Annotated in this window: 25 protein-coding genes; 12 read left to right on the top strand and 13 right to left on the bottom strand. The window is 72.2% G+C overall.

All coding sequences use genetic code 11. The features are described 5' to 3' along the window. Positions 1-2: 2 nt before the first annotated feature. The 3 genes from EV699_RS06315 to EV699_RS06325 all read right to left on the bottom strand — a co-directional run bounded on the left by EV699_RS06315 (position 3) and on the right by EV699_RS06325 (position 3,618). A complete protein-coding gene (locus EV699_RS06315; protein ID WP_132540217.1) occupies positions 3-902 on the bottom strand; it encodes an ABC transporter permease subunit in 900 nt (299 codons plus the stop codon). A gap of 18 nt (positions 903-920) precedes the next feature. Then, positions 921-1,931 carry an ABC transporter permease subunit gene (locus EV699_RS06320; protein ID WP_132540220.1) on the bottom strand — a complete coding sequence of 337 codons (1,011 nt, stop codon included), beginning with the start codon at positions 1,929-1,931 and terminating at the stop codon, positions 921-923. 61 nt (positions 1,932-1,992) lie between these two features. Then, positions 1,993-3,618, bottom strand: coding sequence for an ABC transporter substrate-binding protein (locus tag EV699_RS06325; RefSeq protein ID WP_279389402.1), 1,626 nt, complete (start codon positions 3,616-3,618; stop codon positions 1,993-1,995). 178 nt (positions 3,619-3,796) lie between these two features. Between EV699_RS06325 and EV699_RS06335 the strand changes: the two genes are divergently transcribed. The 4 genes from EV699_RS06335 (at position 3,797) to EV699_RS06350 (ending at position 9,237) form a co-directional block, all read left to right on the top strand. Continuing rightward, complete coding sequence (locus EV699_RS06335) at positions 3,797-6,334, top strand: pentapeptide repeat-containing protein (RefSeq protein WP_165904054.1); 2,538 nt, start codon at positions 3,797-3,799, stop codon at positions 6,332-6,334. 310 nt (positions 6,335-6,644) lie between these two features. After that, on the top strand, positions 6,645-7,103 hold the full coding sequence (locus tag EV699_RS06340; protein ID WP_132540229.1) for a tripartite tricarboxylate transporter TctB family protein: 459 nt from the start codon (positions 6,645-6,647) through the stop codon (positions 7,101-7,103). A 4-nt stretch (positions 7,104-7,107) separates the two neighbouring features. Beyond that, positions 7,108-8,613 carry a tripartite tricarboxylate transporter permease gene (locus tag EV699_RS06345; RefSeq protein ID WP_132540233.1) on the top strand — a complete coding sequence of 502 codons (1,506 nt, stop codon included), beginning with the start codon at positions 7,108-7,110 and terminating at the stop codon, positions 8,611-8,613. A gap of 96 nt (positions 8,614-8,709) precedes the next feature. Continuing rightward, positions 8,710-9,237, top strand: a complete 528-nt coding sequence (locus EV699_RS06350; RefSeq protein ID WP_132540236.1) for a gamma carbonic anhydrase family protein — start codon at positions 8,710-8,712, stop codon at positions 9,235-9,237. A 20-nt stretch (positions 9,238-9,257) separates the two neighbouring features. Here the strand turns inward: EV699_RS06350 and EV699_RS06355 are convergent, their stop codons facing one another. The 5 genes from EV699_RS06355 to EV699_RS06375 all read right to left on the bottom strand — a co-directional run bounded on the left by EV699_RS06355 (position 9,258) and on the right by EV699_RS06375 (position 14,270). Continuing rightward, complete coding sequence (locus EV699_RS06355) at positions 9,258-10,253, bottom strand: 2-hydroxyacid dehydrogenase (protein WP_132540239.1); 996 nt, start codon at positions 10,251-10,253, stop codon at positions 9,258-9,260. 98 nt (positions 10,254-10,351) lie between these two features. Further along, positions 10,352-11,497, bottom strand: a complete 1,146-nt coding sequence (locus EV699_RS06360; RefSeq protein WP_132540242.1) for an MFS transporter — start codon at positions 11,495-11,497, stop codon at positions 10,352-10,354. Between the two features lie 14 nt (positions 11,498-11,511). Next, positions 11,512-12,612: a chorismate synthase gene (gene aroC, locus EV699_RS06365; RefSeq protein ID WP_132540245.1), complete on the bottom strand. Its 1,101-nt coding sequence runs from the start codon at positions 12,610-12,612 to the stop codon at positions 11,512-11,514. Between the two features lie 84 nt (positions 12,613-12,696). Then, entirely contained in the window at positions 12,697-13,416 is a 720-nt protein-coding gene (locus EV699_RS06370) for a pseudouridine synthase (protein WP_132540248.1), read from the bottom strand. After that, entirely contained in the window at positions 13,413-14,270 is an 858-nt protein-coding gene (locus tag EV699_RS06375) for an alpha/beta fold hydrolase (protein WP_165904055.1), read from the bottom strand. The genes EV699_RS06370 and EV699_RS06375 overlap by 4 nt, the downstream gene beginning before the upstream one ends. Positions 14,271-14,388: 118 nt before the next feature. Here EV699_RS06375 and EV699_RS06380 point away from each other — a divergent pair, with 118 nt between their 5' ends. Next, on the top strand, positions 14,389-14,940 hold the full coding sequence (locus EV699_RS06380; protein ID WP_165904056.1) for a lytic transglycosylase domain-containing protein: 552 nt from the start codon (positions 14,389-14,391) through the stop codon (positions 14,938-14,940). A gap of 21 nt (positions 14,941-14,961) precedes the next feature. Here the strand turns inward: EV699_RS06380 and EV699_RS06385 are convergent, their stop codons facing one another. From EV699_RS06385 to EV699_RS06395, 3 genes are all read right to left on the bottom strand, one after another. Further along, complete coding sequence (locus EV699_RS06385) at positions 14,962-15,630, bottom strand: hypothetical protein (protein ID WP_132540257.1); 669 nt, start codon at positions 15,628-15,630, stop codon at positions 14,962-14,964. 151 nt (positions 15,631-15,781) lie between these two features. Next, the gene (gene uup, locus EV699_RS06390; RefSeq protein ID WP_132540260.1) at positions 15,782-17,692 is read right to left on the bottom strand and encodes an ATP-binding cassette ATPase Uup; all 1,911 of its coding nucleotides are present in this window, start codon (positions 17,690-17,692) and stop codon (positions 15,782-15,784) included. Between the two features lie 76 nt (positions 17,693-17,768). Continuing rightward, positions 17,769-18,107: a rhodanese-like domain-containing protein gene (locus EV699_RS06395; RefSeq protein ID WP_132540263.1), complete on the bottom strand. Its 339-nt coding sequence runs from the start codon at positions 18,105-18,107 to the stop codon at positions 17,769-17,771. 111 nt (positions 18,108-18,218) lie between these two features. Between EV699_RS06395 and EV699_RS06400 the strand changes: the two genes are divergently transcribed. The 3 genes from EV699_RS06400 to EV699_RS06410 all read left to right on the top strand — a co-directional run bounded on the left by EV699_RS06400 (position 18,219) and on the right by EV699_RS06410 (position 20,395). Continuing rightward, a complete protein-coding gene (locus EV699_RS06400) occupies positions 18,219-18,704 on the top strand; it encodes a MarR family winged helix-turn-helix transcriptional regulator (protein WP_132540266.1) in 486 nt (161 codons plus the stop codon). A gap of 97 nt (positions 18,705-18,801) precedes the next feature. Further along, positions 18,802-19,608: a histidinol-phosphatase gene (hisN, locus tag EV699_RS06405; protein ID WP_132540526.1), complete on the top strand. Its 807-nt coding sequence runs from the start codon at positions 18,802-18,804 to the stop codon at positions 19,606-19,608. Between the two features lie 82 nt (positions 19,609-19,690). Further along, positions 19,691-20,395 carry a ProQ/FINO family protein gene (locus tag EV699_RS06410; RefSeq protein ID WP_132540269.1) on the top strand — a complete coding sequence of 235 codons (705 nt, stop codon included), beginning with the start codon at positions 19,691-19,693 and terminating at the stop codon, positions 20,393-20,395. Between the two features lie 29 nt (positions 20,396-20,424). Here EV699_RS06410 and EV699_RS06415 read toward each other — a convergent pair whose 3' ends face one another. Together EV699_RS06415 and nudB are read right to left on the bottom strand one after the other, a co-directional pair. Further along, a complete protein-coding gene (locus tag EV699_RS06415; protein ID WP_165904057.1) occupies positions 20,425-21,564 on the bottom strand; it encodes an EAL domain-containing protein in 1,140 nt (379 codons plus the stop codon). Positions 21,565-21,653: 89 nt separating this feature from the next. Beyond that, positions 21,654-22,100 carry a dihydroneopterin triphosphate diphosphatase gene (gene nudB / locus EV699_RS06420; protein WP_132540275.1) on the bottom strand — a complete coding sequence of 149 codons (447 nt, stop codon included), beginning with the start codon at positions 22,098-22,100 and terminating at the stop codon, positions 21,654-21,656. Between the two features lie 143 nt (positions 22,101-22,243). On the opposite strand from nudB, the gene EV699_RS06425 reads away from it, so the two are divergent. From EV699_RS06425 to EV699_RS06440, 4 genes are all read left to right on the top strand, one after another. Next, positions 22,244-23,017 (top strand): energy transducer TonB, encoded by a 774-nt coding sequence (locus EV699_RS06425; RefSeq protein ID WP_243662579.1) that lies wholly within the window; start codon positions 22,244-22,246, stop codon positions 23,015-23,017. Between the two features lie 3 nt (positions 23,018-23,020). Further along, positions 23,021-23,776, top strand: coding sequence for a MotA/TolQ/ExbB proton channel family protein (locus EV699_RS20420; RefSeq protein WP_132540278.1), 756 nt, complete (start codon positions 23,021-23,023; stop codon positions 23,774-23,776). Next, positions 23,776-24,198 (top strand): ExbD/TolR family protein, encoded by a 423-nt coding sequence (locus EV699_RS06435; protein ID WP_132540281.1) that lies wholly within the window; start codon positions 23,776-23,778, stop codon positions 24,196-24,198. The genes EV699_RS20420 and EV699_RS06435 overlap by 1 nt, the downstream gene beginning before the upstream one ends. Positions 24,199-24,421: 223 nt before the next feature. Beyond that, positions 24,422-26,581: a TonB-dependent receptor gene (locus EV699_RS06440; protein WP_132540284.1), complete on the top strand. Its 2,160-nt coding sequence runs from the start codon at positions 24,422-24,424 to the stop codon at positions 26,579-26,581. Positions 26,582-26,620 lie beyond the last annotated feature (39 nt).

Consider the following 26,620-nt stretch of genomic DNA (forward strand, 5'->3'; position numbering starts at 1 on the left):
CGTCAGCGCTTGAGCTTGGGGTCGAGGGCGTCACGCAGCCCGTCGCCCATCAGGTTGAAGGCGAGCACGGTGACCAGGATCGCAACGCCGGGGAAGGTCACCACCCACCACGCGCGCTGGATGAACTGGCGCGCGTCGGCGAGCATCGTCCCCCACTCGGGCGTGGGCGGCTGCGCCCCCAGGCCGAGGAAGCCGAGCGCGGCGGCGTCGAGGATCGCCGAGGAGAAGCCGAGCGTCGCCTGCACGATCAGCGGCGCCATGCAGTTCGGCAGCACGTTGACGAACATCTGCCGCAGCAGCCCGGCGCCGGCGACCTCGCTCGCGATCACGTAGTCCTTGCTGGTCTCGGCGATCACCGCGGCGCGGGTCAGGCGCACGTAGTGCGGCAGCACCACGATGGCGATGGCGACCATCGCGTTGGCGAGGCTCGGGCCGAGGATCGCGACGATGGCGATCGCCAGCAGCAGGCTCGGCAGCGCCAGCAGGATGTCCATCAGCCGCATGATCAGGCTCTCGACCGTGCCGCGGAAGAAGCCGGCGATCAGCCCGAGCGTGATGCCGACGGCGAGCGACAGCGTCACCACGATCGCCCCGACCAGCAGCGACAGCCGCGCGCCGAACAACAGCCGCGACAGGATGTCGCGGCCGACGTCGTCGGTGCCGAGCAGGAAGCGCGCATCGCCGCCGGCGCTCCACGCCGGCGGCAGCAGCAGCGCGTCGCGGAACTGTTCGTGCGGGGCGTGCGGCGCCACCCACGGCGCCAGCAGCGCGAGCACGGTGATCACGACGATCACCGCGAGCCCGGCCAGCGCGCCGCGGTTGGCGGCGAAGTGGCGCCAGTTCTCGAGCCAGGGGCCCGGCGGTTTTTCCTGTTCGACGACGACGGGCTCGGTGGCACTCATGGCGGCAGCTCCGAAGGGTCAGCGGGCGTGGCGGATACGCGGGTTGATCAGGCCGTAGAGCATGTCGACCAGCAGGTTGACCAGCATCACCACGGCGGCGACGAGCAGGATGCCGCCCTGCACCGCCGGGTAGTCGCGGCGGCTGATCGAGTCCACCAGCCACTTGCCCACGCCCGGCCAGGCGAAGATGGTCTCGGTGAGGATGGCGCCGGCGAGCAGCGTGCCGATCTGCAGGCCGATCACGGTCACCACCGGGATCAGCGCGTTGCGCAGCGCGTGCACCAGGATCACCCGCGTCTGCGACAGCCCCTTGGCGCGCGCCACGCGGATGTAGTCCTCGCGGATCACCTCCATCATCGACGAGCGCGTCATCCGCGCCACCACCGCGAGCGGGATGGTGCCGAGCACGATCGACGGCAGCACCAGGTGGTGCAGCGCCGAGGCGAAGGCGTCGGTGTCGCCGGCGAGCAGCGTGTCGATCAGCATGAAGCCGGTCACCGGCTCGACGAAGTAGGCCACCGCGATGCGCCCCGACACCGGCGTCCAGCCCAGGTTGACCGAGAACACCAGGATCAGCAGCAGCGCCCACCAGAAGATCGGCATCGAGTAGCCGGCGAGCGAGACACCCATCACCGTGTGGTCGAACACCGAGCCGCGCCTGATGGCGGCGAGGATGCCCACCGGCAGCCCGATGACGACGGCGAACAGCATCGCGCACAGCGACAGCTCGATGGTCGCCGGGAACAGCGTGAAGAACTCCGTCAGCACCGGCTCGCGGGTCTTGATCGAGCGGCCGAGGTCGCCCTGCAGCGCCGCGCCGATGTAGTTCAGGTACTGCTGCCACAGCGGCTGGTCGAAGCCCATCTCCCGCATCAGTTGCGCGTGGCGGGCGGGGTCGATGCCGCGCTCGCCGGCGAGCAGCTCGATCGGGTCGCCGGGAATCAGGTGGATCAGGGCGAAGGCGATCAGCGTGACGCCGATGAAGGTCGGCACCAGCAGGCCCACACGGCGCAGCACGAAGCTCAGCATGGCGGCACGCTCCCGATGGCCGTGCCCGGACCCGGCGGCTGCGCCGGGCCCGGGCGCGGGCTCACTTGATGTCGACCCCGTAGAACAGGTTGAGGCCGAAGGGGTGGATGCGGAAGTCGACGACTTCCTTGCGCACCGGCTGGTAGACCACCGAGTGCGCGATGGTGATCCACGGCGCCTGCTCCTTGAACACCACCTGCGCCTGCTCGTAGAGCTTGGTGCGCTCGGCGACGTCGGAGACCATGCGCGCCTTGGTGATCAGCTCCTGGTAGGGCGCGTAGCACCACTTGGCGTAGTTGCTGCCGGTCTTCGCCGACTCGCAGGACAGCAGCGTGGCGAGGAAGTTGTCCGGGTCGCCGTTGTCGCCGGTCCAGCCCATCAGCGCGGTCTGGTGCTCGCCGGCCTTCAGCCGCTTCAGGTACTCGCCCCATTCGAAGCTGACGATCTTCGCCTTCACGCCGATCCTGGCCCAGTCGGCCTGGATCATCTCGGCCATGCGCCGGGCGTTGGGGTTGTAGGGCCGCTGCACCGGCATCGCCCACAGGTCGGTCTCGAAGCCGTCGCCGAGGCCGGCCTCCTTGAGCAGCGCCCTGGCCTTCTCGGGGTCGTAGGGGTAGTCCTGCACCGCGTCGTTGTACGACCAGATGGTCGGCGGGATCGGGTTCTTCGCCACCTTGCCGGCGCCCTGGTAGACCGCCTCGATGATCGCCGCCTTGTTCACCGCCAGGTTCAGCGCCTGGCGCACGCGCATGTCGTCGAAGGGCTTCTTCTGCGTGTTGAACGCCAGGTAGCCGATGTTGAGCCCTTCCTGCGACAGCAGGTTGATGTTCGGGTCGGTCTTCATCGCCGCCAGGTCGGCGGGGTTGGGGTAGGACATCACGTGGCACTCGCCGGCCTTGAGCTTGGCGTAGCGCACCGAGGCATCGGGCGTGATCGCGAACACCAGCGTGTCGATCGGCGCCTTGCCGCGCCAGTAGTCGGCGTTGGCCTTGTAGCGGATCACCGCGTCCTTCTGGTAGTTGACGAGCTGGAACGGCCCGGTGCCGACCGGCTTCAGGTCGATGGTCTCGGGCCTGCCCGCCTTCATCATCGCGTCGGCGTACTCGGCCGACATGATCGAGCCGAGGTCCATCGCGATGTCGGCGAGGAACGGCGCCTCCGGGTGCTTCAGCACGAAGCGCACGGTGTCGTCGTCGACCTTCTCGACCTTGTCGATCAGCGCCGGCAGGTCCATGCCCTCGAAGTACTCGTAGGTGCCGCCCGAGACCTTGTGGTACGGGTGGTTCTTGTCGAGCTGGCGCAGGAAGCTGAACACCACGTCGTCGGCGTTGAAGTCGCGCGTCGGCTTGAAGTCGGCGGTGGTGTGGAACTTCACCCCCTTGCGCAGGTGGAAGGTGTACTGCAGCCCGTCGGGTGACACCTCCCAGCGTTCCGCGAGGCCCGGGATGATCGTCGTCGCGCCGCGCTCGAACTCCACCAGGCGGTTGTAGAGCGGCTGCGAGACGGCGTCGAAGGTCGTGCCGGCGGTGTAGAACTGCGCATTGAAGCCCTCGGGGCTCGCCTCGGAGCAATACACCAGCGTCTTCGCGGCGAACGCCGGCGCGGCGATCAGGGAGGCGGCGACCGCGGCCGCCAGGCACAGGCGTGACTGGAACATGAAGCGTACCCCGTAAGCGTTGGCCAGCATGGAACCCGGTACCCGGACCACCCTGCGTACCGGCACACGCTCAAATGTAGTCACCCGGCTACAAAGCGCACCCCCGTTGTGCAATGGCCGGCGACCGCCGCACCCCGCGACCGTGGCGACGTGCCGGCGGCCGGCTAAGCTCGATGGGAAACGAAGAAGATCCGCTGGGAGCGCACCCGTGAAGCCGCATGGCCCCCGCAAGCCGCTGGACCCGTGGCGCGCCCTGGCGACCGGGATGTCGACGCCCGCGTCGGCCCCGGTGCCACCGCCAGCGCCCGCGACGACTGACGCTGCGGCAGCGCCGGCCACGGAACCTGCAACGACGCCAGCGCCGGAAGCCGCCCCGACTGACGCCACCCCCTCCGGCAAGGACCTGCTCGACACCGTCAACGCGGCCGCCGGCACGGTCGCCGGGCTGCACGTCGCCTTCATGGCGCTCAGCGCCTACGTGGTGGTGACGGTGTGGGGCACCACCCACCGCGACCTCGCGCTCGACAGCCCGGTGAAGCTGCCGCTGATCGACGTGCAGGTGGGGCTCACCAGCTTCTACGCTGCGGTGCCGTGGCTGTACTGGCTGGTGCACCTGAACCTGCTGATCCAGTTCGAACTGCTGGCGCGCAAGACCTGGGCGTTCTCGACCACCACCGACTACGCCGCGCTGGCGCCACGCCTGTACCTGTTCCCCTTCGTCCACTACCTGCTGCACGGCGCCGGCCGGCTGGTGCGGCCGCTGCTGGCGGTGGCGGTGTTCACCAGCGTGATCGCGTTTCCGTGGTTCGTGCTGCTGTTCGTGCAGGTGAAGTTTCTCGCCTATCACTCGGAGGCGATCACCTGGTCGCAGCGCGGCGCGGTGTGGATGGATGCGATTACGGTGAGGTTGTTATGGCCGCTGATCGCCTCGCGCAGCGGCATTTGGGAGAGTGGTTTCCAATCGGAGTGCTGGCATGACAAATCCGGTCGCAAGATCGGTGCCTCGCCGTGGCTGGCGACGCGTGCGATGGCGATCGGCTTTCTGATTACGGTCGGCTTCGCCACCGTCGCCCTGGTGCCGGGCCAGCGCTACGAGACGCAGGGCGAAGGAGACTCCGCGAAGCTGGTCTGGCACCTCGACGGCTTCGAAGGCCAACTGGTGCGTTGGCTCAATCGCAGCACATTGTCGGATTGGGGGCGATGCCGCTGGCTGGTCGGCGGCGCGCTTACGCTCCGGGTTCGAGCCGAAGCGGCTGACAAGGACTCGGAACCACCCGCCGCCTGCGCGGATCAGGATGTTCGCGGCAAGCTCGGCCCGACGCTGTGGCTCACCGCCTGGCTGTTCGACCCGCATCGTGATGCGCGAGGTAGAGCGATCGGCACCGAAGCGGAGCCGCTGCTCGCACGCCTGCTCCCCGAGCGCTACCTCGACCTGCACGGCGAGGTGCTGCTGGACGAGAAACCCTCCGCCGAAGTGCGGCACGCGCTGCGGGGCGATCTCGACCGCCTGCCGGCCGGACGGACCATCACCGGAGCCGGGGCGGCGCCAGCGCCGGCGGAGAACGCGTCGGAGAAACAGAAAACGCTGAAGGACGCGCTCGCCCAGACGGTGCCACTCGGCAAGCTGAAGGGGCGCGACCTGCAGGGCGCCGACCTCAGCGGCGCCGTGCTGCCGCTCGCCGATCTGAGCGAGTCACGCCTGGCCGGGGCGAATCTCGTCAGCGCCCAGATCCAGGGTGCCCGCCTCAACCTCGCCTACCTCCAAGGCGCGAGCCTCGACCGCGCCAACCTCCAGGGCGCGCGCCTCGACTTCGCCCAGCTCCAGGGCGCGCGCCTCGACTTCGCCCAGCTCCAGGGCGCGAGCCTCGTCGGCGCCCAGCTCCAGGGCGCGCGCCTCGACTTCGCCCAGCTCCAGGGCGCGTACCTCGTCAACGCCCAGCTCCAGGGCGCGCGCCTCGACTTCGCCCAGCTCCAGGGCGCGCGCCTCGACGGCGCCCAGCTCCAGGGCGCGAGCCTCGTCGGCGCCCGGCTCCAGGGCGCGAGCCTCGACGGCGCCCGGCTCCAGGGCGCGCGCCTCTTCACCGCCCAACTCCAGGGCGCGAGCCTCTTCACCGCCCAACTCCAGGGCGCGAGCCTCGGCGGCGCCCAACTCCAGGGCGCGAGCCTCGACCTCGCCCAACTTGATGCGGCCGATCTGAGTCGCACAGCGCTTGCCGGCGCTACAGGGACGGGCGTCTCTGCTGAAGCCGCCGCCTTGCGCGGCGTGTCGGATCAGCTGCTGAGCGCCGACGCGGTCGAGGCGCTGCGGCAAGGCGTCGAACCGTACCTCGACCCCGGAGCGCTGGAAGCCTTCACCGCGCGCCTCGCGGCGGCCCGGCAGCAGGGCTTCGGCACGCTGCGCATCACAGGTGACTGCTTCGGCCCCGAGGCGCTCGGCTGTCGTGAACAGGGTCGGGACTTCGCGGCGTTCCGCGCCGAAAAACATCTTCCAGCGCTCATGCGACGGGCGTGTGCAGACGCGGACGTCGCACGCGGACTCACTCGGCGGTGGTCAGTTTTTGAACGGTTCCTTCGCGGCATCGACACGGGCGACGCCGACTTCGGCCTCGCGCAAGCACTGGCCGCACGACTCGGCGATGCGGACTGCCAGGGCCTGGCCGCGCTGACGGATGCGGATCGGGAAACCCTGGAGCAGGCCGTCGCAGACGAACAGGACGCGGCGGCACGCGCGCCCGCTCAGCCCTGATGCCATGGACGGCATACCGCCGGGCGCCAGTCCCGCCCTCGCCGCGGCCGGCCCGCGGTGACGGAGACGGGCCGGCGCCCACCCACTCGAACTCACACCGCACGCAACCCGCCCGCCCCGGCCGCCGTCGTCGCCCCTGGCCGCCGCGGCGAAGCCCGGAGCCGTCGGCTATGGTTCGGGGCGCGAGCGGTCGTGCGGCCCGGCGGATGACGTGATCCGCGGCGGCGGAGCGGCCCGGCCGCGGCGAACCCGCAACGGCGTAGCGACGCGGATGTCGCCTCCGCCCACCCACCTCGAGAGGAGCAAGACGATGAGCGTGATCCGGCACCCGAAGGATTTCTGGTCGGGGGTGATGTACCTCGCCTTCGGCCTCGCCGCCGTGTGGCTGGCGCGCGACTACGGCATGGGCAGCGCCGGGCGCATGGGGCCCGGCTACTTCCCCACCGTGCTCGGCGCGCTGCTCGCGCTGATCGGGCTGATCTCGGCGGTGCGCGCCTTCTTCGGCGACGGTGAGGGCATCGGCCGCTTCGCGCTGGGCGAGGTGGCGCTGGTGCTCGGCGCCGTGCTGCTGTTCGGCTTCCTGGTGCGCAGCGCCGGGCTCGTCGTCGCGCTGCCCGCGCTGGTGGTGATCGGCGCCTTCGCCAGCAAGCGCTTCCGCCTGGCGCCCTCGCTGCTGCTCGCCGCCGGGCTGACGGTGTTCAGCGTGCTGGTCTTCGTCAAGGGCCTCGGCGTGCCGATGCCGATGCTCGGCACGTGGTTCGGAGGCTGACGCGATGGAGATCCTCGCCAACCTGTGGCTCGGCCTCGAAACGGCGATGAGCCTCGCCAACCTCGCCTACTGCCTGCTCGGGGTGTTCCTCGGCACCGCCATCGGCGTGCTGCCCGGCCTCGGCCCGGTCGCCACCATCGCGATGCTGCTGCCGGCCACCTTCGGCCTGCCGCCGGTGGCGGCGCTGATCATGCTCGCCGGCATCTACTACGGCGCGCAGTACGGCGGCTCGACCACGGCGATCCTGGTCAACCTGCCGGGTGAATCGTCCTCGGTGGTCACCGCGCTCGACGGCTACCAGATGGCGCGCCAGGGGCACGCCGGCAAGGCGCTCGCCACCGCGGCGATCGGCTCGTTCATCGCCGGTACGCTGTCGACGCTGCTGATCGCCTTCTTCGCCCCGCCGCTCGCCGACGTGGCGCTGACCTTCGGCCCGGCCGAGTACTTCTCGCTGATGGTGCTGGGCCTGGTCGCCTCGATCGTGCTCGCCCACGGCTCGCTGCTGCACGCCGTCGGCATGATCGTGTTCGGCCTGCTGCTCGGCCTGGTCGGCACCGACGTCAATTCGGGCACCGCGCGCTACACCTTCGACCTGCCCGAGCTCGCCGACGGCATCAACTTCGTCGTGGTGGCGATGGGCGTGTTCGGCATCGGCGAGATCGTGCGCAACCTGGAGCACGAGATGACGCGCGAGGTGATGATCAAGCGCGTCACCGGGCTGTTGCCGACGCGCGAGGACTTCAGGCGCATCATCGCCCCGGTGCTGCGCGGCACCGCGCTCGGCTCGGTGCTCGGCATCCTCCCCGGCGGCGGCGCGATGCTCGCGTCGTTCTCCGCCTACGCGCTGGAGAAGAAGGTCTCGCCGAACGCGGCCAACTTCGGCAAGGGCGCGATCGAGGGCGTGGCGGCGCCCGAATCGGCCAACAACGCCGGCGCGCAGACCTCGTTCATCCCGATGCTGACGCTCGGCATTCCGTCGAACCCGGTGATGGCGCTGATGATCGGCGCGATGATCATCCAGGGCATCCAGCCCGGCCCGGCGGTGATGACCGAGCAGCCGACGCTGTTCTGGGGCCTGATCGTGTCGATGTGGATCGGCAACTTCTTCCTGCTGGTGCTCAACCTGCCGCTGATCGGGCTGTGGGTGCGGATGATCCTGGTGCCCTACCACCTGCTCTACCCGGCGATCCTGGTGTTCTGCGCGATCGGCGTGTTCAGCCTCAACAACAGCACCTTCGACGTCCACCTGATGGCGCTGTTCGGACTCGCCGGCTACGTCTTCGCCAAGCTCGACTGCGAGCCGGCGCCGCTGATGCTCGGCTTCATCCTCGGCCCGATGATGGAGGAGTACCTGCGCCGCGCGCTGCTGCTGTCCAAGGGCGACCCGAGCGTGTTCGTCACCCGCCCGATCAGCGCGGTGATGTTGCTGCTGGCGCTCGCCGGGCTCATCGCGGTGCTGAGCCCGGCGCTGCGCAGGAAGCGCGACGAGGCCTTCACCGAGGACGACTGAGGCCGGCCCCGCTCACCGGCGGCCGCCGCCTTCCCGCGCGGCCGGCCGCCTCCCGACGTGCGGCGCAGCGCCGCCGCTGCGCTTGAGGGCATGCACATGGCGATTTACGCGTTGGACGGGGTGGCCCCGACGATTGCCGCATCGGCCTGGGTCGCCGACAGCGCCGAAGTCATCGGCAACGTCGCGCTGGGCGAGGACGCCAGCGTCTGGTTCGGCGTGGTGATCCGCGGCGACGGCCCGGACACCATCCGCATCGGCCGCGGCACCAACATCCAGGATGCCAGCGTGCTGCACGCCGATCCGGGCAGGCCGCTGGAGATCGGCGACCACGTCACCGTCGGCCACCAGGCGATGCTGCACGGCTGCAGCATCGGCGACGGCTCGCTGATCGGCATCGGCGCCGTGGTGCTGAACGGCGCGCGCATCGGCAGGCACTGCCTGGTCGGCGCCGGCGCGCTGGTCACCGAGGGCAAGGCGTTCCCCGACGGCTCGCTGATCGTCGGCAGCCCGGCGCGGGTGGCGCGCACGCTCACCCCCGAGCAGATCGACGGGCTCGCGCGAAGCGCCCGCCACTACGTCGACAACGCCGCGCGCTTCCGCCGCGGCCTCGTGCGGCTCGGCTGAGCCCTGCGCGCGCGCCGGCCTCAGCCGGCGTGCAGTTCGTTGACGAGCGGCTCGCCGCGCTCGAAGGCGCTGGCGCTCGCCAGCGTGGTCGCGCAGATCGTGCCGATCGCCTCGCGGGTGAAGAAGCCCTGGTGGCCGGTGACGATCACGTTCGGGAACGCCACCAGCCGCTGCAGCACGTCGTCGGCGATGATCGACGACGACAGGTCGCGGAAGAACACCCCCGCCTCCTGCTCGTAGACGTCGATCCCGAGCCCGCCGAGCTGGCCGCTCTTCAGTGCCCCGATCGCCGCCTCGGTGTCGAGCAGCCCGCCGCGGCTGGTGTTGATCACCAGCGCGCCGCGCTTCATCCGCGCCAGCGTGTCGGCGTTGATGATGCGGCGCGTCTCGGGGGTCAGCGGGCAGTGCAGCGAGATCACGTCGGCGCGATCGATGATCTCGTCGAGCCCGGCGTAGCGCCCGCCGAGCGCCTCGAATTCGGCGTTCGGGTAGGCGTCGTAGCCGAGCAGCTCGCAGCCGAAGCCGGCCATGATGCGCGCGAACACGCGGCCGATCTTGCCGGTGCCGAGCACCGCCACGCTGCGCCCGTGCAGGTCGAAGCCCATCAGCCCGTCGAGCGCGAAGTTGCCGTCGCGGGTGCGGTTGTAGGCGCGGTGCACCTTGCGGTCGAGCGCGAGCAGCAGCGCCACCGCGTGCTCGGCGACCGAGTACGGCGAGTAGTCGGTGACGCGCACCACGCGGATGCCGAGCCGCGCCGCGGCGTCCAGGTCGACGTTGTTGAAGCCGGTGCAACGCAGTGCGACCAGCCGCGTGCCGCCGGCGGCGAGCTTGGCGAGCGTGGCGGCGTCGGCGTGGTCGTTGACGAAGATGCACACCGCCGGCACGCCCGCGGCGAGGCTCGCGGTGCTGAGGCTGAGCGGGGCTTCCTCGAACACGAGCGCATGGCCGTGCTCGGCGTTGGCCGCGGTGAGAAGTTCGCGGTCGTAGCGCTGGGTGCTGAAGACGACGATCTGCATGGCGTAAGGCTCTCCTGGGCCTGCGGGCGAGTGGCGCGCGCAGCATAGCCGGGCGCCACGCCCGGCACACCGGCGGCCCCGTGCGCGGCTGACGTGGGTCAAGCCGGCGCGCCGGCCGGCTCCCGCACCGCCAGCAGCGCCACCGTGAAGGCGAGCAGGAACACCGCGGCACCGACCAGGAAGGTCGCGGCGGGCCCGAACGCCGGCCAGACCTGCCCGGAGAGCCAGGCGCCGAGGCCGCCGCCGAGGCCGCCGCTCATGCTCGCGTAGAGCGCCTGCCCGCGCCCCTGGTGGCGCGGCCCGAACCAGCGCTGCACCAGTTGCACCGCCACCGCGTGGCAGATGCCGAAGCTCGCCGCGTGCAGCAGTTGCGCGAGCAGCACGGCGCCGAGCTGTGCGGCGGCGAGTCCGACCAGCGTCCAGCGCAGCGCGCTCAGCAGCAGCGCCGCGAGCAGCAGGCGGCGCGGGCCGAAGCGCGTCCACAGCCGCGGCATCACGATGAACACGCCGATCTCGGCGAGCACGCCGAGGCTCCACAGCGCGCCCACGGCCTCGCGGCCGTAGCCGTTCGCCGCCAGGTGGATCGAGTAGAAGGTGTAGTAAGGGCCGTGCGCGACCTGCACCAGGCAGCTCACCGCGAGCAGCGCCTGCACCTCGCGGCGGCGCAGCACGCTGCCGAGGCCGCCGCCCCCGGCGTCGTGGCGCTGCACCGGGCCGTCGGCCACCGCCAGGCTGAGCAGCCACAGCGCCGCCAGCAGCCCGCCCAGCAGCAGCGGCGTGACGCCGCTGCCGAGGCGCTCGAGCAGCGGCGCGAAGCCGCTCACCGCGACGATGAAGCCGACCGAGCCCCACAGCCGGATGCGGCCGTAGCGCGCGCCGTCGCGGCCGAGGTGCGCGAAGGTCGTCGCCTCGAACTGCGACAGCGTGCCGGCCGAGAACACCACGTAGGCGACGGTGACCGCGGCGAGCACCGCGACGCTGTCGGGCACCACCAGCAGCGCCGCGACGGCGAGCGCGGCGAGCCCGCCCGCCAGCCGCACCACCGCCATCGGCCGGCCGCGGCGGTCGGCGAGCCAGCCCCACAGGTTCGGCACCACCACGCGGGTGGCCGAGGCGAGGCCGAGCAGGCTGCCGATCGCCTCCGGCGACAGGCCGCGCGCCTGCAGGTACGGCGGCCAGTAGGGGATGAACACCCCGACCGCGGCGAAGAACAGGAAGTAGTACGCGCCGAGGCGGACGAACATCGTGCGCGGCGGCGTCAGCCGACGCGGCCGGGGATCGCCGGGGTGGCCACGCGCACGTCGGCGTTCTGCGCGCGCTGGCGCAGCGCGTGGTCCATCAGCACCAGCGCGACCATCGCCTCGGCGATCGGCGTGGCGCGGATGCCGACGCAGGGGTCGTGGCGCCCGGTGGTGACCACCTCGCAGGGCACGCCGTCGACGTCGATGCTGCGCCCGGGCAGGCGGATGCTGGAGGTCGGCTTGAGCGCGATGTGCGCGACCACGTCCTGCCCGGTGGAGATGCCACCGAGGATGCCGCCGGCGTGGTTGCTGAGGAAGCCGGCCGGCGTCAGCTCGTCGCGGAACTCGGTGCCGCGCGCCTCGACGCAGGCGAAGCCGTCGCCGATCTCGACGCCCTTGACCGCGTTGATGCTCATCAGCGCGTGCGCGAGCTCGGCGTCGAGGCGGTCGAAGATCGGCTCGCCGAGCCCCACCGGCACGCCCGACGCGACCACCGTCACTTTGGCGCCGACCGAGTCGCCGGACTTGCGCAGCGCATCCATGAAGGCTTCGAGCTCGGGCAGCTTGTCCGGGTCGGGGCAGAAGAACGGGTTGTCGTCGACCGCTTCCCACAGCAGCCGCTCGGGGCGGATCGGGCCGAGCTGCGACAGGTAGCCGCGCACCTCGGTGCCGTGGTGCTCGCGCAGCCACTTCTTGGCGATCGCGCCGGCCGCCACCCGCATCGCCGTCTCGCGCGCCGACGAGCGCCCGCCGCCGCGGTAGTCACGGTGCCCGTACTTGTGGTGGTAGGTGTAGTCGGCGTGGCCGGGGCGGAACTGCGCGGCGATCTTGCCGTAGTCCTTCGAGCGCTGGTCGACGTTGTCGATGACGAGCGCGATCGGGCTGCCGGTGGTGCGGCCCTCGAACACGCCGCTGAGGATGCGCACTTCGTCGGGCTCGCGCCGCTGCGTGGTATGGCGGCTGGTGCCGGGGCGGCGGCGGTCGAGGTCGTGCTGCAGGTCGGCCTCGCACAGTTCGAGCCCGGGCGGGCAGCCGTCGACGATGCCGACCAGGCCGGGGCCGTGGCTTTCGCCGGCGGTGGTGACGCTGAAGAGCTTGCCGTAGGTATTGCCGGACATGGCGGGCTCGCTGCTGGGGTCGGAAACGGGGCCGCCATTCTCCGCGCGCCCGCCCACCGCTGCCAAGCGCGGCGCGGCCGCGGCTCAGCGGTAGACGCTCTGCGCCGCCGCGCTCCAGCCGAGGCGCTCCAGCACCGCGGCGAAGGCGCCGGACGGCGGCGCCTGCACGTCGAGCTCGCCGCCGGCCGGGTGCGGCAGGCGCAGGCGCGCGGCGTGCAGCAGCAGGCGGTGGCAGTCGAGGTGCTCGCGGAACACGCGGTTGTGGCGACCGTCGCCGTGCGTGGTATCGCCGATCAGCGGGTGGCTGGCGTGGTGGAAATGCTTGCGGATCTGGTGCCGGCGGCCGGTCTGCGGCTGCACCGCGACGAGCGAGTAGCGCGCGCTCGGGTAGCGGCCGACCGCGAGCGGCCAGGTCGCGGTGGCGAGGCAGCGGTAGGCGGTGGTCGCCGTCTGCGGCGCGCGCCCTTCCTCCTCCACCAGCGGGTGGTCGATCACGCCGGCCGGGTCGGCCCAGCCCCGCACCACGCCGAGGTAGGTCTTGGTGGCGCTGCGGGCTTCGAACTGCGCGCAGGCGGCGCGCGCCGCGGCGGCCGAGAGCCCGAACAGCACCACCCCCGAGGTCGGCCGGTCGAGCCGGTGCACCAGGTACACGCGCCGCCGCAACTGGTCGCGCAGGCGCTGCATCAGCACCTCGCCGACCTCGGCGGCGAGGTCGCTGCGGTGCATCAGCAGCCCTGCGGGCTTGTCGACGGCGACGAAGTCCGCGTCGGCGTAGACGACCGCGAGCGGTGCCGGGCGGCTCACGCGGCGCCACCGTCGACGCGCGCGAGCAGCCCGCGCAGGTCGGTGACGAAGCGGTCGCGGTGCCAGAAGTGCGGGCTGTGGTCGGCGCCGGGGTAGCTCAGGCGCTGCGCGCCGGGGATCTGCGCCTGCACCCAGGCGGCGGTGGCGGCGGCGTAGAAGTTGCTCTCGGCGCCGTACACCAGCAGCGTCGGCACCGCGATCGTCGGCAGCACGGCGCGCCAGTCGCCGGCGGCGAGCGTCAGCCAGCACGCGGTGAGGGCCGCGGCGTCGAGCCCGCGCAGGTGCTCGCGGCTGCGCTGGAACTTCTCGGGCTCGCGCGCGTAGCGCTCGGCCATGCGCCGGTTGTGGCCGCCGGCGGCGAGCTCCAGCACCGCCTCGGCGAAGTCCTCGCGCTGGCGCGCGGCAAACCAGCGCGCGCGGATGGCGTCGAAGTCGCCGTAGATGCCGTGGCGCCAGCCGGCGTCGGTGACGAGCTTCGGCGACTGGTCGATCAGGCACAGCCCGGCGATCGCCGCGCCGCCGTGGCGGCGCAGGTACTCCCAGATCGTCAGCACGCCCATCGAGTGGCCGACCAGCACCGGCCGCACCAGCGCGAAATGCGCGATCAGCTCGGCGAGGTCGTCGGCCATCCGCGCGACCGTCGCCGGCGCGCCGGTGAGCGGGTGCCCGGCGTGGGCGCGCGCGTCCCAGGCGAAGCTCTCGCATTCGCCGGCGAGCGCGGTGGTGACGTGGGCCCAGTCGGCGTGGCTCGAGGTCCAGCCGTGCAGCAGCACCAGCGGGCGGCCGTGGCCGCGGCGCTTGAGGTGGATCGACTGCCCATCGGAAGCGGTGAAGCGGACGAGCGGATGCGGCATGGCGGCGGTCGGGCGGGAACGGGCAGCGGCCATGATGCCAAAGCGGCTCCTGCGCGGCGACCGCGTCCCGGTCTACGATGGACCTTCCGCACCGTCACCCGTCCGCCCGATGCCCGAGATGCCGCGCCCGCCCGCCCCCGCCCCGCTGCCGCCGCCGGCGCGTGCGCTGCTGCTCGCCGGCCTGCTCGCGCTCTGCGCCCCGGCCGGCGCCGCCGGCGACGATGCCGACGCGGCGGCGGCACCGCGCGCCGCACCGGCGCCGCGGCCGACGCGCTTCGATGCGCTGATCGAGGCCGCCGCGCGCCGCCACCGCCTCGACCCGGCGCTGATCCACGCGATGATCCGCGCCGAGTCGGGCTACGACCCGCGCGCGGTGTCGCACCGCGGGGCGCTCGGGCTGATGCAGCTGATGCCGGCGACCGCCGCCGAGCTCGGCCTCGCCGAGCCCTTCGACCCCGCCGCCAACATCGACGCCGGCAGCCGCTACCTGCGCCGCCAGCTCGACCGCTTCCACAACCTGAGCCTGGTGATGGCGGCGTACTACGCCGGCGCGCAGCCGGTGCTCGCGGCGGGCCGGCGGGTGCCCGCCGACCCCGACGTGCGCCGCTACGTGGTGCGGGTGATCGAGTACTACTTCAACCGCAAGGGCATCCCGACCGGGCGCCCGTGATGCGGCAGCCTGCAGCGGGCATCACGGCTGCAGGTGGTACTCCAGCAGTTCCCAGGTCTGCTTGTGCCGCCCGCCCGTGGCGGCGGGCTCGTCGAACTCGCGCCGCACCACGTTGCGCACGGCAGGGGCGTACCACAGGCGCTCGTGCACCCGGCCGTGGAGTTCGCGCTCGCCGATGCGCCCGCCGTTGCGGCCTTCGCCTTCGATGCGCAGCGCGTGGAGGATGCCGGCCGGCACGTGCACCTCCTCCCAGCCGACGACGCGGAAGCGCAGGCTGCGGTCGAGCAGGAAGCCGGCCTCCCAGTTGTGGCGGATCTGCACCTCGCCCGACCACTCGGCGCCGGGTTCGAGCGGGAACTGAAAGTACGGGTAGAACGGCGTGAAGCTGACGAGCCGGTGCGCGCCGACCTCGCGCTCGACGAGGTTCAACTGCCGGTCGAGCCGCGTCCGCTGGAAGCCGCCGAAATCGATCTCCTGGGATTCGAGCCGGTAGCCGTCGGCGTCGACGCCGGTGACGCGCTGCATCAGCGGCGTCGCCTGTCCGTCCTCGGTGAGCCGGTACACCCAGGTGTCGTCGACGCGCAGGGTCGGCGCCTGCACCGCGGCGTCCGACGCCGCCAGCGCCGGCGCCGCGCAGAGCGCCGCCAGCGCCAGCCCGGCAAGGCCCGTCCGCCACCCGTGCGCGCTCATGCCGCACCCCCGCACGGCAGGGCCCGCCGGCCGTGCGCAGGCGGCGGGGTCGGATGGCGGTTCGGCAGCGGCATGGCGGCGTCCTCGGCGGTACACCCCTCCAGCGTAGCCGCCCGCCGCCGCGGCGCAGGGCGCGTGGCGCCCGGCCGCCTCAGGCCCGCCCGTCCTTCAGCGCCTCGAGCTGGTCCCAGCGCGCGTAGGCGGCGGCGAGTTCGTCGCCGAGCGCGTTCAGGCGTTCGAGCACCGCGTTCTGCTCGGCCTTGGGCTGGCGGTAGAAGCCGGCGTCGGCGGTGCGCGCGCTGAGGGCGGCCTGTTCGGCTTCGAGCGCCTCGATGCGCGCCGGCAGGGCGTCGAGCTCGCGCGCGTCCTTGTAGCTCAGCTTGCCCGGCTTCGGCTTGGCCGGCTCGGCGGCGACCGGCACCGGCGGGCGCGCCTCGACCCGGGGCTTGGCCGCCGGCGCCACCGGTGCGCCGCGCTGGCGCAGCCAGTCGGAGTAGCCACCGACGTACTCGCGCACCCGCCCGTCGCCCTCGAACACGAAGCTCGACGTGACCACGTTGTCGAGGAAGGCGCGGTCGTGCGACACCAGCAACAGGGTGCCGCCGAAGTCCATCAGGCGCTCCTCGAGCAGTTCGAGGGTCTCGATGTCGAGGTCGTTGGTGGGCTCGTCGAGCACCAGCAGGTTGGCCGGCTGGCTGAACAGGCGCGCCAGCAGCAGGCGGTTGCGTTCACCGCCGGACAGCGAGCGCACCGGCGTGCGGGTGCGCTCGGGGCTGAACAGGAAGTCCTGCAGGTAGCTGATGATGTGCTTGCGCTCGCCGCCGATCTCGATGAACTCGCGGCCCTCGGCGATGTTGTCGATGACGCTGAGCTCGGGGTCGAGGCGGGCGCGGAGCTGGTCGAAGTAGGCCACCTCGAGCTTGGTGCCGAGGCGCACGCTGCCGCGGTCGGGGGTGAGCTGGCCGAGCAGCAGGCGCAGCAGCGTGGTCTTGCCGGCGCCGTTGGGGCCGATCAGGCCGATGCGATCGCCGCGCATGATGCGCGCCGAGAAGTCGCGCACGATCGGCCTGCCTTCCCACGCGTAGCCGATGTCGGTGACCTCGGCGACCAGCTTGCCGGAGGCCGCCGCCTCCTCGACGCTGAAGCTCGCCCGGCCCTGCACCTCGCGCCGCGCGCGGCGCTCCTCGCGCAGTGCCTTCAGCGCCCGCACGCGGCCCTCGTTGCGGGTGCGCCGCGCCTTGATGCCCTGGCGGATCCACGCCTCCTCCTGCGCGAGCTTCTTGTCGAACAGCGCGTTGTGGCGCGCCTCCTCCTCCAGCGCCGCGGCCTTCTTCTCGAGGAAGTTCGGGTAGTCGCCGGGCCAGCTGGTGAGCTTGCCGCGGTCGAGTTCGAGGATGCGCGTGGCCAGGCGTTCGAGCAGCGCGCGGTCGTGGGTGACGAACAGCACGCCACCGCGGAAGTCGAGCAACTGCTCTTCGAGCCACTGGATGGCCTCGACGTCGAGGTGGTTGGTGGGCTCGTCGAGCAGCAGCAGGTCGGGGTCGCCGACCAGCGCGCGGCCCAGCAGCACGCGCCGCCGCCAGCCGCCCGACAGCTCGCCGAGCGTGGCGTCGGCGGGCAGGCTCAGGCGCGACAGGATCTGCTCGACGCGCTGGTTGAGGCTCCAGCCGTCGCGGGCCTCCAGTTCGTGCTGCAGGTGCTCCATGCGCTTCAGCAGCGCGTCGGAGTGATCGTGCGCCACGGCGTGCGCGACCGCGTGGTAGTCGGCGAGCAGGCGGCCGATCTCGGGCAGGCCGTCGGCGACCATCTCGAACACCGTGCAATCGCCGGCCTCGGGCATCTCCTGCTCGAGGCGCGCGATCTTCAGCCCCGGCTGGCGCCAGATCTCGCCGCCGTCGGGCGCCTGGGTGCCGTCGACCAGCTTGAGCAGCGTGGACTTGCCGGTGCCGTTGCGCCCGATCAGGCACACGCGCTCGCCGGCGTCGATCTGGAAGCTGGCGTGGTCGAGCAGGCTGGCGAGGCCGAAGGCGATGCTGACGTCGGTGAAACTCAGGAGCGGCATGGCGGCGGGACTCGGAGCGGCGGGACGCCCGATTGTAGCCGAGCCGCCCCGCGACGAGGCCGCCGCCCGTCGCCCTTCAGGCGGCGGCGGGTGCGGCCGCCTGCAGCGGCAGCCCGGCGGCTTCCCAGTCGGCCTTGCCGCCCTTGTAGACGCGCACCTTCGAATAGCCGAGCACGCCGAGGCGGTGCGCCGCGATGTCGGAGTTCTGGCAGTTGACGTTCGCGCAGTAGACGACGATGTCGGCGTCGCGCTCCGGCAGCAGCGCCGGCGCCTTGGCGTCGACCTCATCGTGGTTGATGTTCAGCGCGCCCGGCAGGTGGGAGGCCTGCCAGTAGCGCTCGGGCAGCGCCTCGACCAGCGTGACGCCGCCCTGCTGCAGCGCTGCGACGAGTTGTTCGCGGGTGATGGTGTTCATGTCGACCTCGACGGGTGGATGAAGGGTTCTGGCGGTTGCATCCGGTATCGTTGCAATTGCAACGACATAGCCAGCATAGACGCATGTAGTACCGCTTGCAATAATCTGAAAATGAACATTCCAGATGACCCGCTGAACACCCACGTCGAGGCCTGGGCCGCCCTGCTGCGGGCCCAGAAGGTGCTGACCGAGCGCGTGCAGCGGGAGCTCGCCGCGGCCGGGCTGCCGCCGCTCGAGTGGTACGACGTGCTCTACGAACTCTGGCGCGCGCCCGAACGACGGCTGCGCTTCTACGAACTCGGCGAACGCATCGCGCTGAGCCGCAGCAACCTGACGCGGCTGGTCGACCGGCTGGAGAAGGAAGGGCTGCTGGCGCGCGAGGCCTGCACCGGTGACCGCCGCGGCCTGTACGCGGTGCTCACCGCGGCCGGCGAGGAGGCGATGCGGCGGATCTGGCCGGTCTACCGTGAGGCGATCGCCCGCCACTTCGCGGCCCAGCTGACGCCGGCCGAGGCCGCCACGCTCGCCGGGCTGCTCGCCCGCCCGCTCGGCGCAGGCACGGCGGGCACTGCCGACACGGACGCCGATGCGGACTGAGCGCGCCCGGCGGCACCTGGCGATCGGCTAAGCTTGCCGGCCCCGCCCGCCGCCGAGGACCGCCCCGATGCCCGCCACCCTGCCCCGCTCCACGCCGATCGCCCTCAGCGACGCACAACTGTCCGCCTACACCGCCTTCGCGCACGCCCTCGCTGATGCAGCCGGCGCGGCGATCCGCCCGCACTTCCGCGCCCGGCTCGCGGTCGACGACAAGGGCGGCACGCGCGGCTACGACCCGGTCACCATCGCCGATCGCGCCGCCGAGGACGCCATGTGCCGCCTGATCACGGCCACCCACCCGGATCACGGCGTGTTCGGCGAGGAGCACGGCGCGCGCGCGGGCAGCACCGGGCTGACCTGGGTGCTCGACCCGATCGACGGCACCCGCGCCTTCATCACCGGCATGCCGCTGTGGGGCACGCTGATCGCGCTCTACGACGGCAGCCGGCCGGTGCTCGGCGTGATGGACCAGCCCTATACCGGGGAGCGCTTCGTCGGCTCGCGCTTCGGCGCCGAACTGGTCACGCGCGAGGGCCGCACGGCGCTCGCGGTACGGCCCTGCGCCGGCCTCGGCGAGGCGGTGCTCTACTCGACGCACCCCGACCTGTTCGTTCCCGGCGCCGAGCGGGCGGCCTTCGACGCGCTGTGCAAGCAGGTGCGCATGACGCGCTATTCCGGCGACTGCTATGCCTACTGCATGCTGGCCGCCGGCCACCTCGACCTGATCGTCGAGAGCGGCCTGCAGCCCTACGACGTCGCCGCGCTGATCCCGATCATCGAGGCCGCCGGCGGGCACATCACCGACTGGCACGGCGGCCCCTGCCACGACGGCGGCCGCGTGCTCGCGGCGGGCGACGCGCGGGTGCACGCGCAGGCGCTCGCCGCGCTCGCGCAGGTCCCCTGATCCGCCGCGACGGTGGGCGAAGGGCCGGAGCGGCGTTACACTACGCGCCTTTTTTCAGGCAGGTCCCCAAGGTACACCCGTGATGCTCGAAGAATCGCCCGCTCCCGTCCCCGAGGCATCGAAGCCCAGCGCACGGGAGCAGTCCCGATCCCTGCTCGACCGGCTGATCGCCACCTACCCCAAGGCGTTCTTCCCACTCTCGGCGCGACAGGTACGACCACTCAAACTCGGCGTGCACAAGGACCTGCAGCCGGTCATCAAGGAGTGGGGCTACGACAACCTGGCCCTGCGCCTCGCCCTCGGCCTCTACATCCGCGCGCTGCGCTACCAGGTCGCGCTGACCAAGGAAGCAAGCCGCGTCGACCTCGCCGGCGAAGCCACCGGCGAGATCAGCGAGGAGCATCGCGCCAAGGCGCGCGAGCAGGTCGAGGCCCTGCGCGCGAAGCGCCAGGAGCGCGCCCAGGTGGGCAAGGCGGCGAGCGCGCCCGCGGCCACCCCGCCGGCCGCTGCCGAGACGGCGGAGGCGGAAGCCGCCGCACCGTCGCCGCGCCGTGCCCGCCGCGAGCGCCCCGCCCGTGACGCCGAAGCGCGTGAACGACCGGCGCGGGCGCGCAAGGCGCCGCGCGAGGAAAACCAGGGAATGCCGCCGCGGCGGCCGCGCTCCGAACGCAGCGGCGGCGAACGCCCGGCGCCGGCGAAGCTCAGCGCAGCACCGACCGAAGAGATCGAATCGGCGATGGCCGCCGCGTTGCGCGAAGCGCTGCAGAAGAAAGGCGACGGCCGCTGAAGGCGGGCCGGGGCGCGCTTCGCCCCGGCTCAGGCCGCCGCCGCCAGGGGATCGGGCGTCGGGCGGCCGTAGCGGTAGCCCTGCCCGAGGTCGAAGCCGGCCGCCACGCAGAAGGCGGCCTCCTCGTCGGTCTCGATGCCCTCGGCGAGGGTCAGCACCCCGAGCGAGCGCGCCATGCGGACCAGGTCCCGCACCAGCTCCTGCACGTGCGGCGGCTTGCGGTCGATGCCGCGGATCAGTCCGATGTCGTACTTGAGCACCTCGGGCGGCACCTCCATCAGCTCCACCAGGCGCGCCTGGCCGGCGCCGAAGTCGTCGTAGGCGAGCTGCATGTCGAGCTCGGTCAGCAGGTGGCGCACCTCGCTCATCAGCGAGACGTCGGCCACGGCGTGCTCGTGCACCTCCAGCACGACCGGCAGGTGCGGCGCCTGCGTGCGCAGCGCACCGAGCGAACGGTGCAGGAAATCCGGGGCCATCTCCGCCGGTACCGTGTTCACGAACAGGCACGGCGCATGCAGCTCGAGCGCGCGCTTGACGCCGACCGTGCGCCACAGCTCGCTCAGGTCGACGATGCGCCCCAGCGCGTGGGCGATGCGCAGCAACTGCGGCGGGCTCTGCGGCAGCGCCGGATGCGCCCCGCGCCCCAGCAGTTCGTAGGCGACCAGCGCGGGCGCCGGGTTCAGGCGCACGATGGGCTGGAAGAACGGCTGCACCATGCAGCCGGCCAGCATCTCGCGCAGCGAGGACTCCTGGGACTGCGCGACGAAGGTCTCCGGCAGCTGCAGCGACGGCTGCAGCGTCGTGCCGGGGCTCGGTGCGACGGCCGGTGCGGTGATCTGGGTGACTTCGCGCCGCACGCAGCGGAACGCCATCTTCGCGAAGTGGATGATGTCGCCGTCACCGAGCGGCACCGGCTGCGCGGGGTCGAGGCGCTGGTAGTTGACGAAGGTGCCGTTGGTGCTGCTGCCATCCCGCAGCCAGAGCCGACCGTCCGGGTCGAACTCCAGTACCGCGTGCACGCGCGACACACCGTCGTTGCGCAGGAACAGGTTGTTGGTATCGACCCGGCCGATCGTGAAGGGCGAAGCGCTGATGCGCACGAACCAGTGTTCGCCTGCCTCGTTGACGCCCTCGAGGTACCAGCCTTCATTGTTATGTGTGTCGCCCACCGCGATTTCCCCAAAATTCCAGCGTCCCGGCAGGTTAGCAACATCGAACGCCCTCACCCACGGACTCCACAACACGTTACGCGCAGCGTTCACGCCCGTGGCGGGGGCACCAGCATCAGTATGGCGTCACGGTTGGTATACGAGAACACCCGCTCCGCCGCTTCGGCGCGCGGCAGCCACAGGCTCGCCACGTGCTCGTCGGGACGCAGGTGCACCGGTACCGGGGCCGGCAGCGTCACGACGAACACGTGCTCGAGGTTCTCCTCCACGCCGGGCGGGTAGCGGTGGCGCCACGGCGGCAGGATCGGGAAGCGGTTGGTGCACCCGGTCGCCCGCACCGCGACGCCGGTGATGCCGGTCTCTTCCTCGAGTTCGCGCACCGCGGCCGCGAGCGGGTCGAGCTCGTCCCATTCGAGGCTGCCGGTGACCGATTGCCAGTAGCCGGCCGGCTGCGTGCGTTCGATCAGCAGCACCGCCGAATCCACGCTGTGCACGACCACGAGCACCGACTCCGGGCGCTTCCAGGGCGACGGCATCACGGCCTCCGGCACGCCGGGTGCGGGGCCGGCAGGGGCCTCATGGCCGGCCTCCGGCGTGCCGATGGGTATCGGCATGTTTGCAATTGTTAAGAGCTCTCATTAGCGTAGGAGATCAAGACTCAGCCTCTGATCGATTCATCATGAATGCCAGCCTGCCGGCACGTCTACCGCTCGCCCATCTCGATGCCGCCGCAGCCGCACATGACACGCGCTGGGCGCCGGCCCTGATCGTGCTGATCGCGCATGCCGGCGTGCTCGCCGCGATGGCGCTGCAGGCGCCGACGACGTCGCCGCGGATCCTGCACGCCGCGCCGGTGATCGCGCGGCTGATCAGCCCCGAGCCGCCGGCGCCCGCGCCGGCCGCCGAAGCCGCACCACCGGAGCCGGCACCGCCCGAACCACCCGTCGAGCCGCCGGCGCCGCAACCGGAGCCGCTGCCCGCACCGACGCCGGTCACCGCGCCCGCGGTGGAGCGCACGCCGGTCGCGACACCGGCCCCACCGCCGCCCCGGCCGCGCCCGCAACGCGCAGCGCCGAAGCCGGCGCGCGCCACGCCCGCACCGCGACCGGCCCCGGCCGCACCCGCGCCCGCCGTCGCGGCCCCGGCGCAGGCCGAAGCGGCGGCGCCGGTCGTCGCGGCACGCTTCGACGCCGCCTACCTGCGCAATCCGCCGCCCGCGTACCCGGCGCTGTCGCGCAGCAACGGCGAATCCGGCCGCGTGCTGCTGCGCGTGCGCGTCTCGGCCGAGGGCGCAGCCGAGTCGGTCGAGCTCGCCGCCGGCAGCGGCCACGCACGGCTCGACGAGGCCGCGCTCGCCGCGGTGCGGCGCTGGCGCTTCGTGCCGGCGCGCCAAGGCGAACGCGCGCTCGCCGCGACCGTCACCGTGCCCATCATCTTCAAGCTGGAGAAGTGAACGATGTATGAAGAATGGCTCACCCGGCTGCCGCCCGGGCTCGTCCACCTGCTCGAGCAGGGCGACGCGGTCAGCGCCGCCACCGCGGCGACGCTGCTGCTGATGTCGCTCGCCGCGTGGACGCTGATCGTCGCCAAGGGCTGGAGGCTGCTGCGGCTGCGCCCGGCACGCCGGCTCGCGCGCACGCTGTGGGTGGGCACCGATTCGGTCGCCGCTGCCCGCGCGCGGCTCGATGCCCTGCGCCCGGGGCCGTTCCACGTGCTGCTGCAGCACGGCGTGGAGGCCGCGCACTGGCTCGATCGCCACGGCCACCCGCCCACCGCCGCCGGCGACGCGATCGGCGCGGCGCTGCAGCAGGGGCTGAACCAGGCCGCGGCGCGCCTCGAGCACGGCATGACCACGCTCGCGTCGGTGGGCAGCACCGCCCCCTTCGTCGGCCTGCTCGGCACCGTCTGGGGCATCTACCACGCGCTCACGGCGATCGCCGCGCAGGGCCAGGCGCAGATCGACCGCATCGCCGGCCCGGTGGGCGAGGCGCTGATCATGACCGCCTTCGGCCTCGCCGTTGCGATCCCGGCGGTGCTCGCCTACAACGCCTTCACCCGCAGCCAGCGCCTGCTGCTCGCCGACCTCGAAGCCTTCGGCCACGCGCTGCACGCGCGGCTGCACGTGGAACTGCAGGCCGCGCCGGCGGCGTCGCGCCCGCCGGTGCCGGCCGTGGTCGAGCGGCGCCCGCTGCCGCTGGCGCAGGGGGCGTGATGGCGTTCGGCAGCTTCGGCCAGGCGGGGGCCTTCACCCGCCCCAACGCCGAGATCAACACCACGCCGCTGGTGGACGTGATGCTGGTACTGCTGGTGATCTTCATCATCACCGCGCCGCTGTTCACCCACGCGGTCAAGCTCGACCTGCCGCGTGCGAGCGCCCGGCCCGATCCGCTACCGCCGTCGGCGGTGAACCTGTCGATCGACGCCGCCGGGGCGCTGTACTGGGACAACGCGCCGCTGCCCGACGCCGAACTGCCCGGGCGCCTCACCGCGGCCGCCGCCGCGACGCCGGCCCCCGAGTTGCACCTGCGCGCCGACCGCGACACGCGCTACGAGCGCGTGGCCGAGGTGATGGCCGCGGCGCAGCGCAGCGGCCTCGGTCGCATCGGCTTCATCACCGAACCGCCCCGCCCGTAGCGGCGGGCAGTCGCCGCGCCGGCAGCCTGCCGGCCGTGGCGCCGGACTGCGGCCGAACGCCGCGTCCCACCCGGCCGGCACCGTTGCCGCGCCGTCGCCAGCCAGGCACCGGAGCGGGGACACCCCGCCGCGGACCTCGCCAGCCTCGATCCGCCACCGCCCTGCACCGCCGCCACGGTGCACCGGACGGTTCCGACCATCATCGAGAAGCGAGAACACCGCCATGCCTCACACCCCTGTCTCCCCGGGCATCCGCCACTATGCCCGCCCTCCCCTCGCGCGCTGCGTGATGGGTGCGCTCGTCGCCGGGCTGCCGGCCCCCACGCTCGCCGCCGGGGAAGGCGGCGAGACCAGCCTGCCGGCCGTCACCGTGAGCGCCGAGGCCGAAGGCTACCGCCGCGACGAAACCGGCCTCGGCAAGCTGCCCGGGCCGCTGCGCGACCAGCCGCAGTCGATCACGGTGATCCCCGATACGCTGATCAAGGACCAGGGCGCGACCTCGCTGCGCGAGGCGCTGCGCAACGTCAGCGGCATCAGCTTCAACGCCGGCGAAGGCGGCTTCTCCGGGGACAACATCAACCTGCGCGGCTTCACCGCGCGCAACGATCTGTTCCTCGACGGCGTGCGCGACAACGGCCAGTACACGCGCGACGTCTTCAACATCGAGCAGGTGGACGTGCTCAAGGGGCCGTCATCGATGCTGTTCGGGCGCGGCACCACCGGCGGCGCAATCAACCAGGTCAGCAAGCGCCCGCACCGCGGCACCGCCTATACCGCCGGGATCGCCGCCGGCACCGACGAACTGCTGCGCACCACGGTGGACCTGAACCAGCCGCTGTCGGACACCGCGGCGTTCCGCCTCAACGGCATGTGGCACAACACCGGCGCCACCGCCGAGGTGGTCGAGTTCGACCGCTACGGCATCGCGCCCTCGCTGACCCTCGGCCTCGGCACCGACACGCAGGTGAACTTCTCGTACTTCCGCCAGAAGGAGGACAACGTCCCGTTCTACGGCGTGCCCTACCGCTTCGGCAAACCGGTGGACGTCGACGAGAGCAACTTCTACGGCCTGGCGCGGCACGACTACGAGCGCACCACGGTCGACATCGCCAGCGTCACCGTCGACCACCGCTTCAGCGACGCGCTCCACTTCAGCAACCGCACGCAGTACGCGCACTACCAGCGCGACCTCTCGCCCACCGCGCCGCGCATCGCCGGCAACCCGCCGGCCGGCACCCCCTACGAGCTGATCGGCGTCAACCGCGGCAAGCCGACGCGCGAGGGCGTCGACACCGTGCTGTCGAACATGACCGACGTGACCTTCCGCTTCGACACCGACGGCCTCAGGCACACGCTGGTGACCGGCATGGAGGTGGCACGCGAGACCAGCGACGCCCGCCGCTACACCGTCACCGGCGCCCCGCCGACGAACCTCGCCGACCCCGACCCGTACAGCCCGGCGCCCAACCTGCGGATGAGCCGCGCGGCGAGCGAGACCGACGCCTCGGCCAACAGCTTCAACCTCTACGCGATCGACGAGATCGCGCTGAACACGCAGTGGAAGGTGGTCGCCGGCCTGCGCTGGGACCGCTTCGCCGCCGAGTCGCGCGCCGACACCTTCAACACCACCACCGGCGCCCTCACCAGCCGTGCCGACAAGCAGCGCACCGACAAGATGACCAGCGGCCGCCTGGGGCTGATCTACCAGCCCGACGCGGCGCAGTCGTACTACGTCGCCTACGGCACCTCGTTCAACCCGACCGCGGAGACGCTGACGATCTCCAACGCCAACGACGGGCTGGAGCCGGAAAAGAACGTCAACTACGAGATCGGCGCCAGGTTCGACCTGCTCGACGGCGCGCTGAGCCTGCGCGGGGCGCTGTTCCGCACCGACAAGACCAACGCCCGCACCCTCGACCCCGACCGCCTCAACGTCAACGTGCTCGACGGCCGCTGGGTGTCGGACGGCATCGAGCTCGAAGTGGCCGGGCGCCTCGACGCGCAGTGGCAGGTGTTCGCCGGCGCGGCGTGGATGGACCCGGAGATCACCGAGTCGAACAACCCGCTCGAGGTCGGCAAGGTGCCGACCAACGCCCCGCGCCACACCTACAGCCTGTGGACCACCTACGACATCGACGCCCACTGGCAGGTCGGCGGCGGCGTGCAGGGCGCCGGCAAGCGCTACGGCAACAACACCAACACCGTGCAGGTGCCCGGCTACGCGCGCTGGGACGCCGAGGTCGCCTACCGGGAGAAGGACTACGACCTGCGCCTGAACGTCTTCAACCTGACCGACCGGCACTACTACGAAGGCGTCTACGCCGGCCACGCCGTGCCCGGCAACGGCCGCAGCGCCATGCTGAGCGTGGACTACCGCTTCTGAGCCCCCGCCGCGGGCGGGCGGCCCGGCGCGCCGCCTGCC

This window comes from Plasticicumulans lactativorans (genome assembly GCF_004341245.1).
Classification (GTDB): domain Bacteria; phylum Pseudomonadota; class Gammaproteobacteria; order Competibacterales; family Competibacteraceae; genus Plasticicumulans_A; species Plasticicumulans_A lactativorans.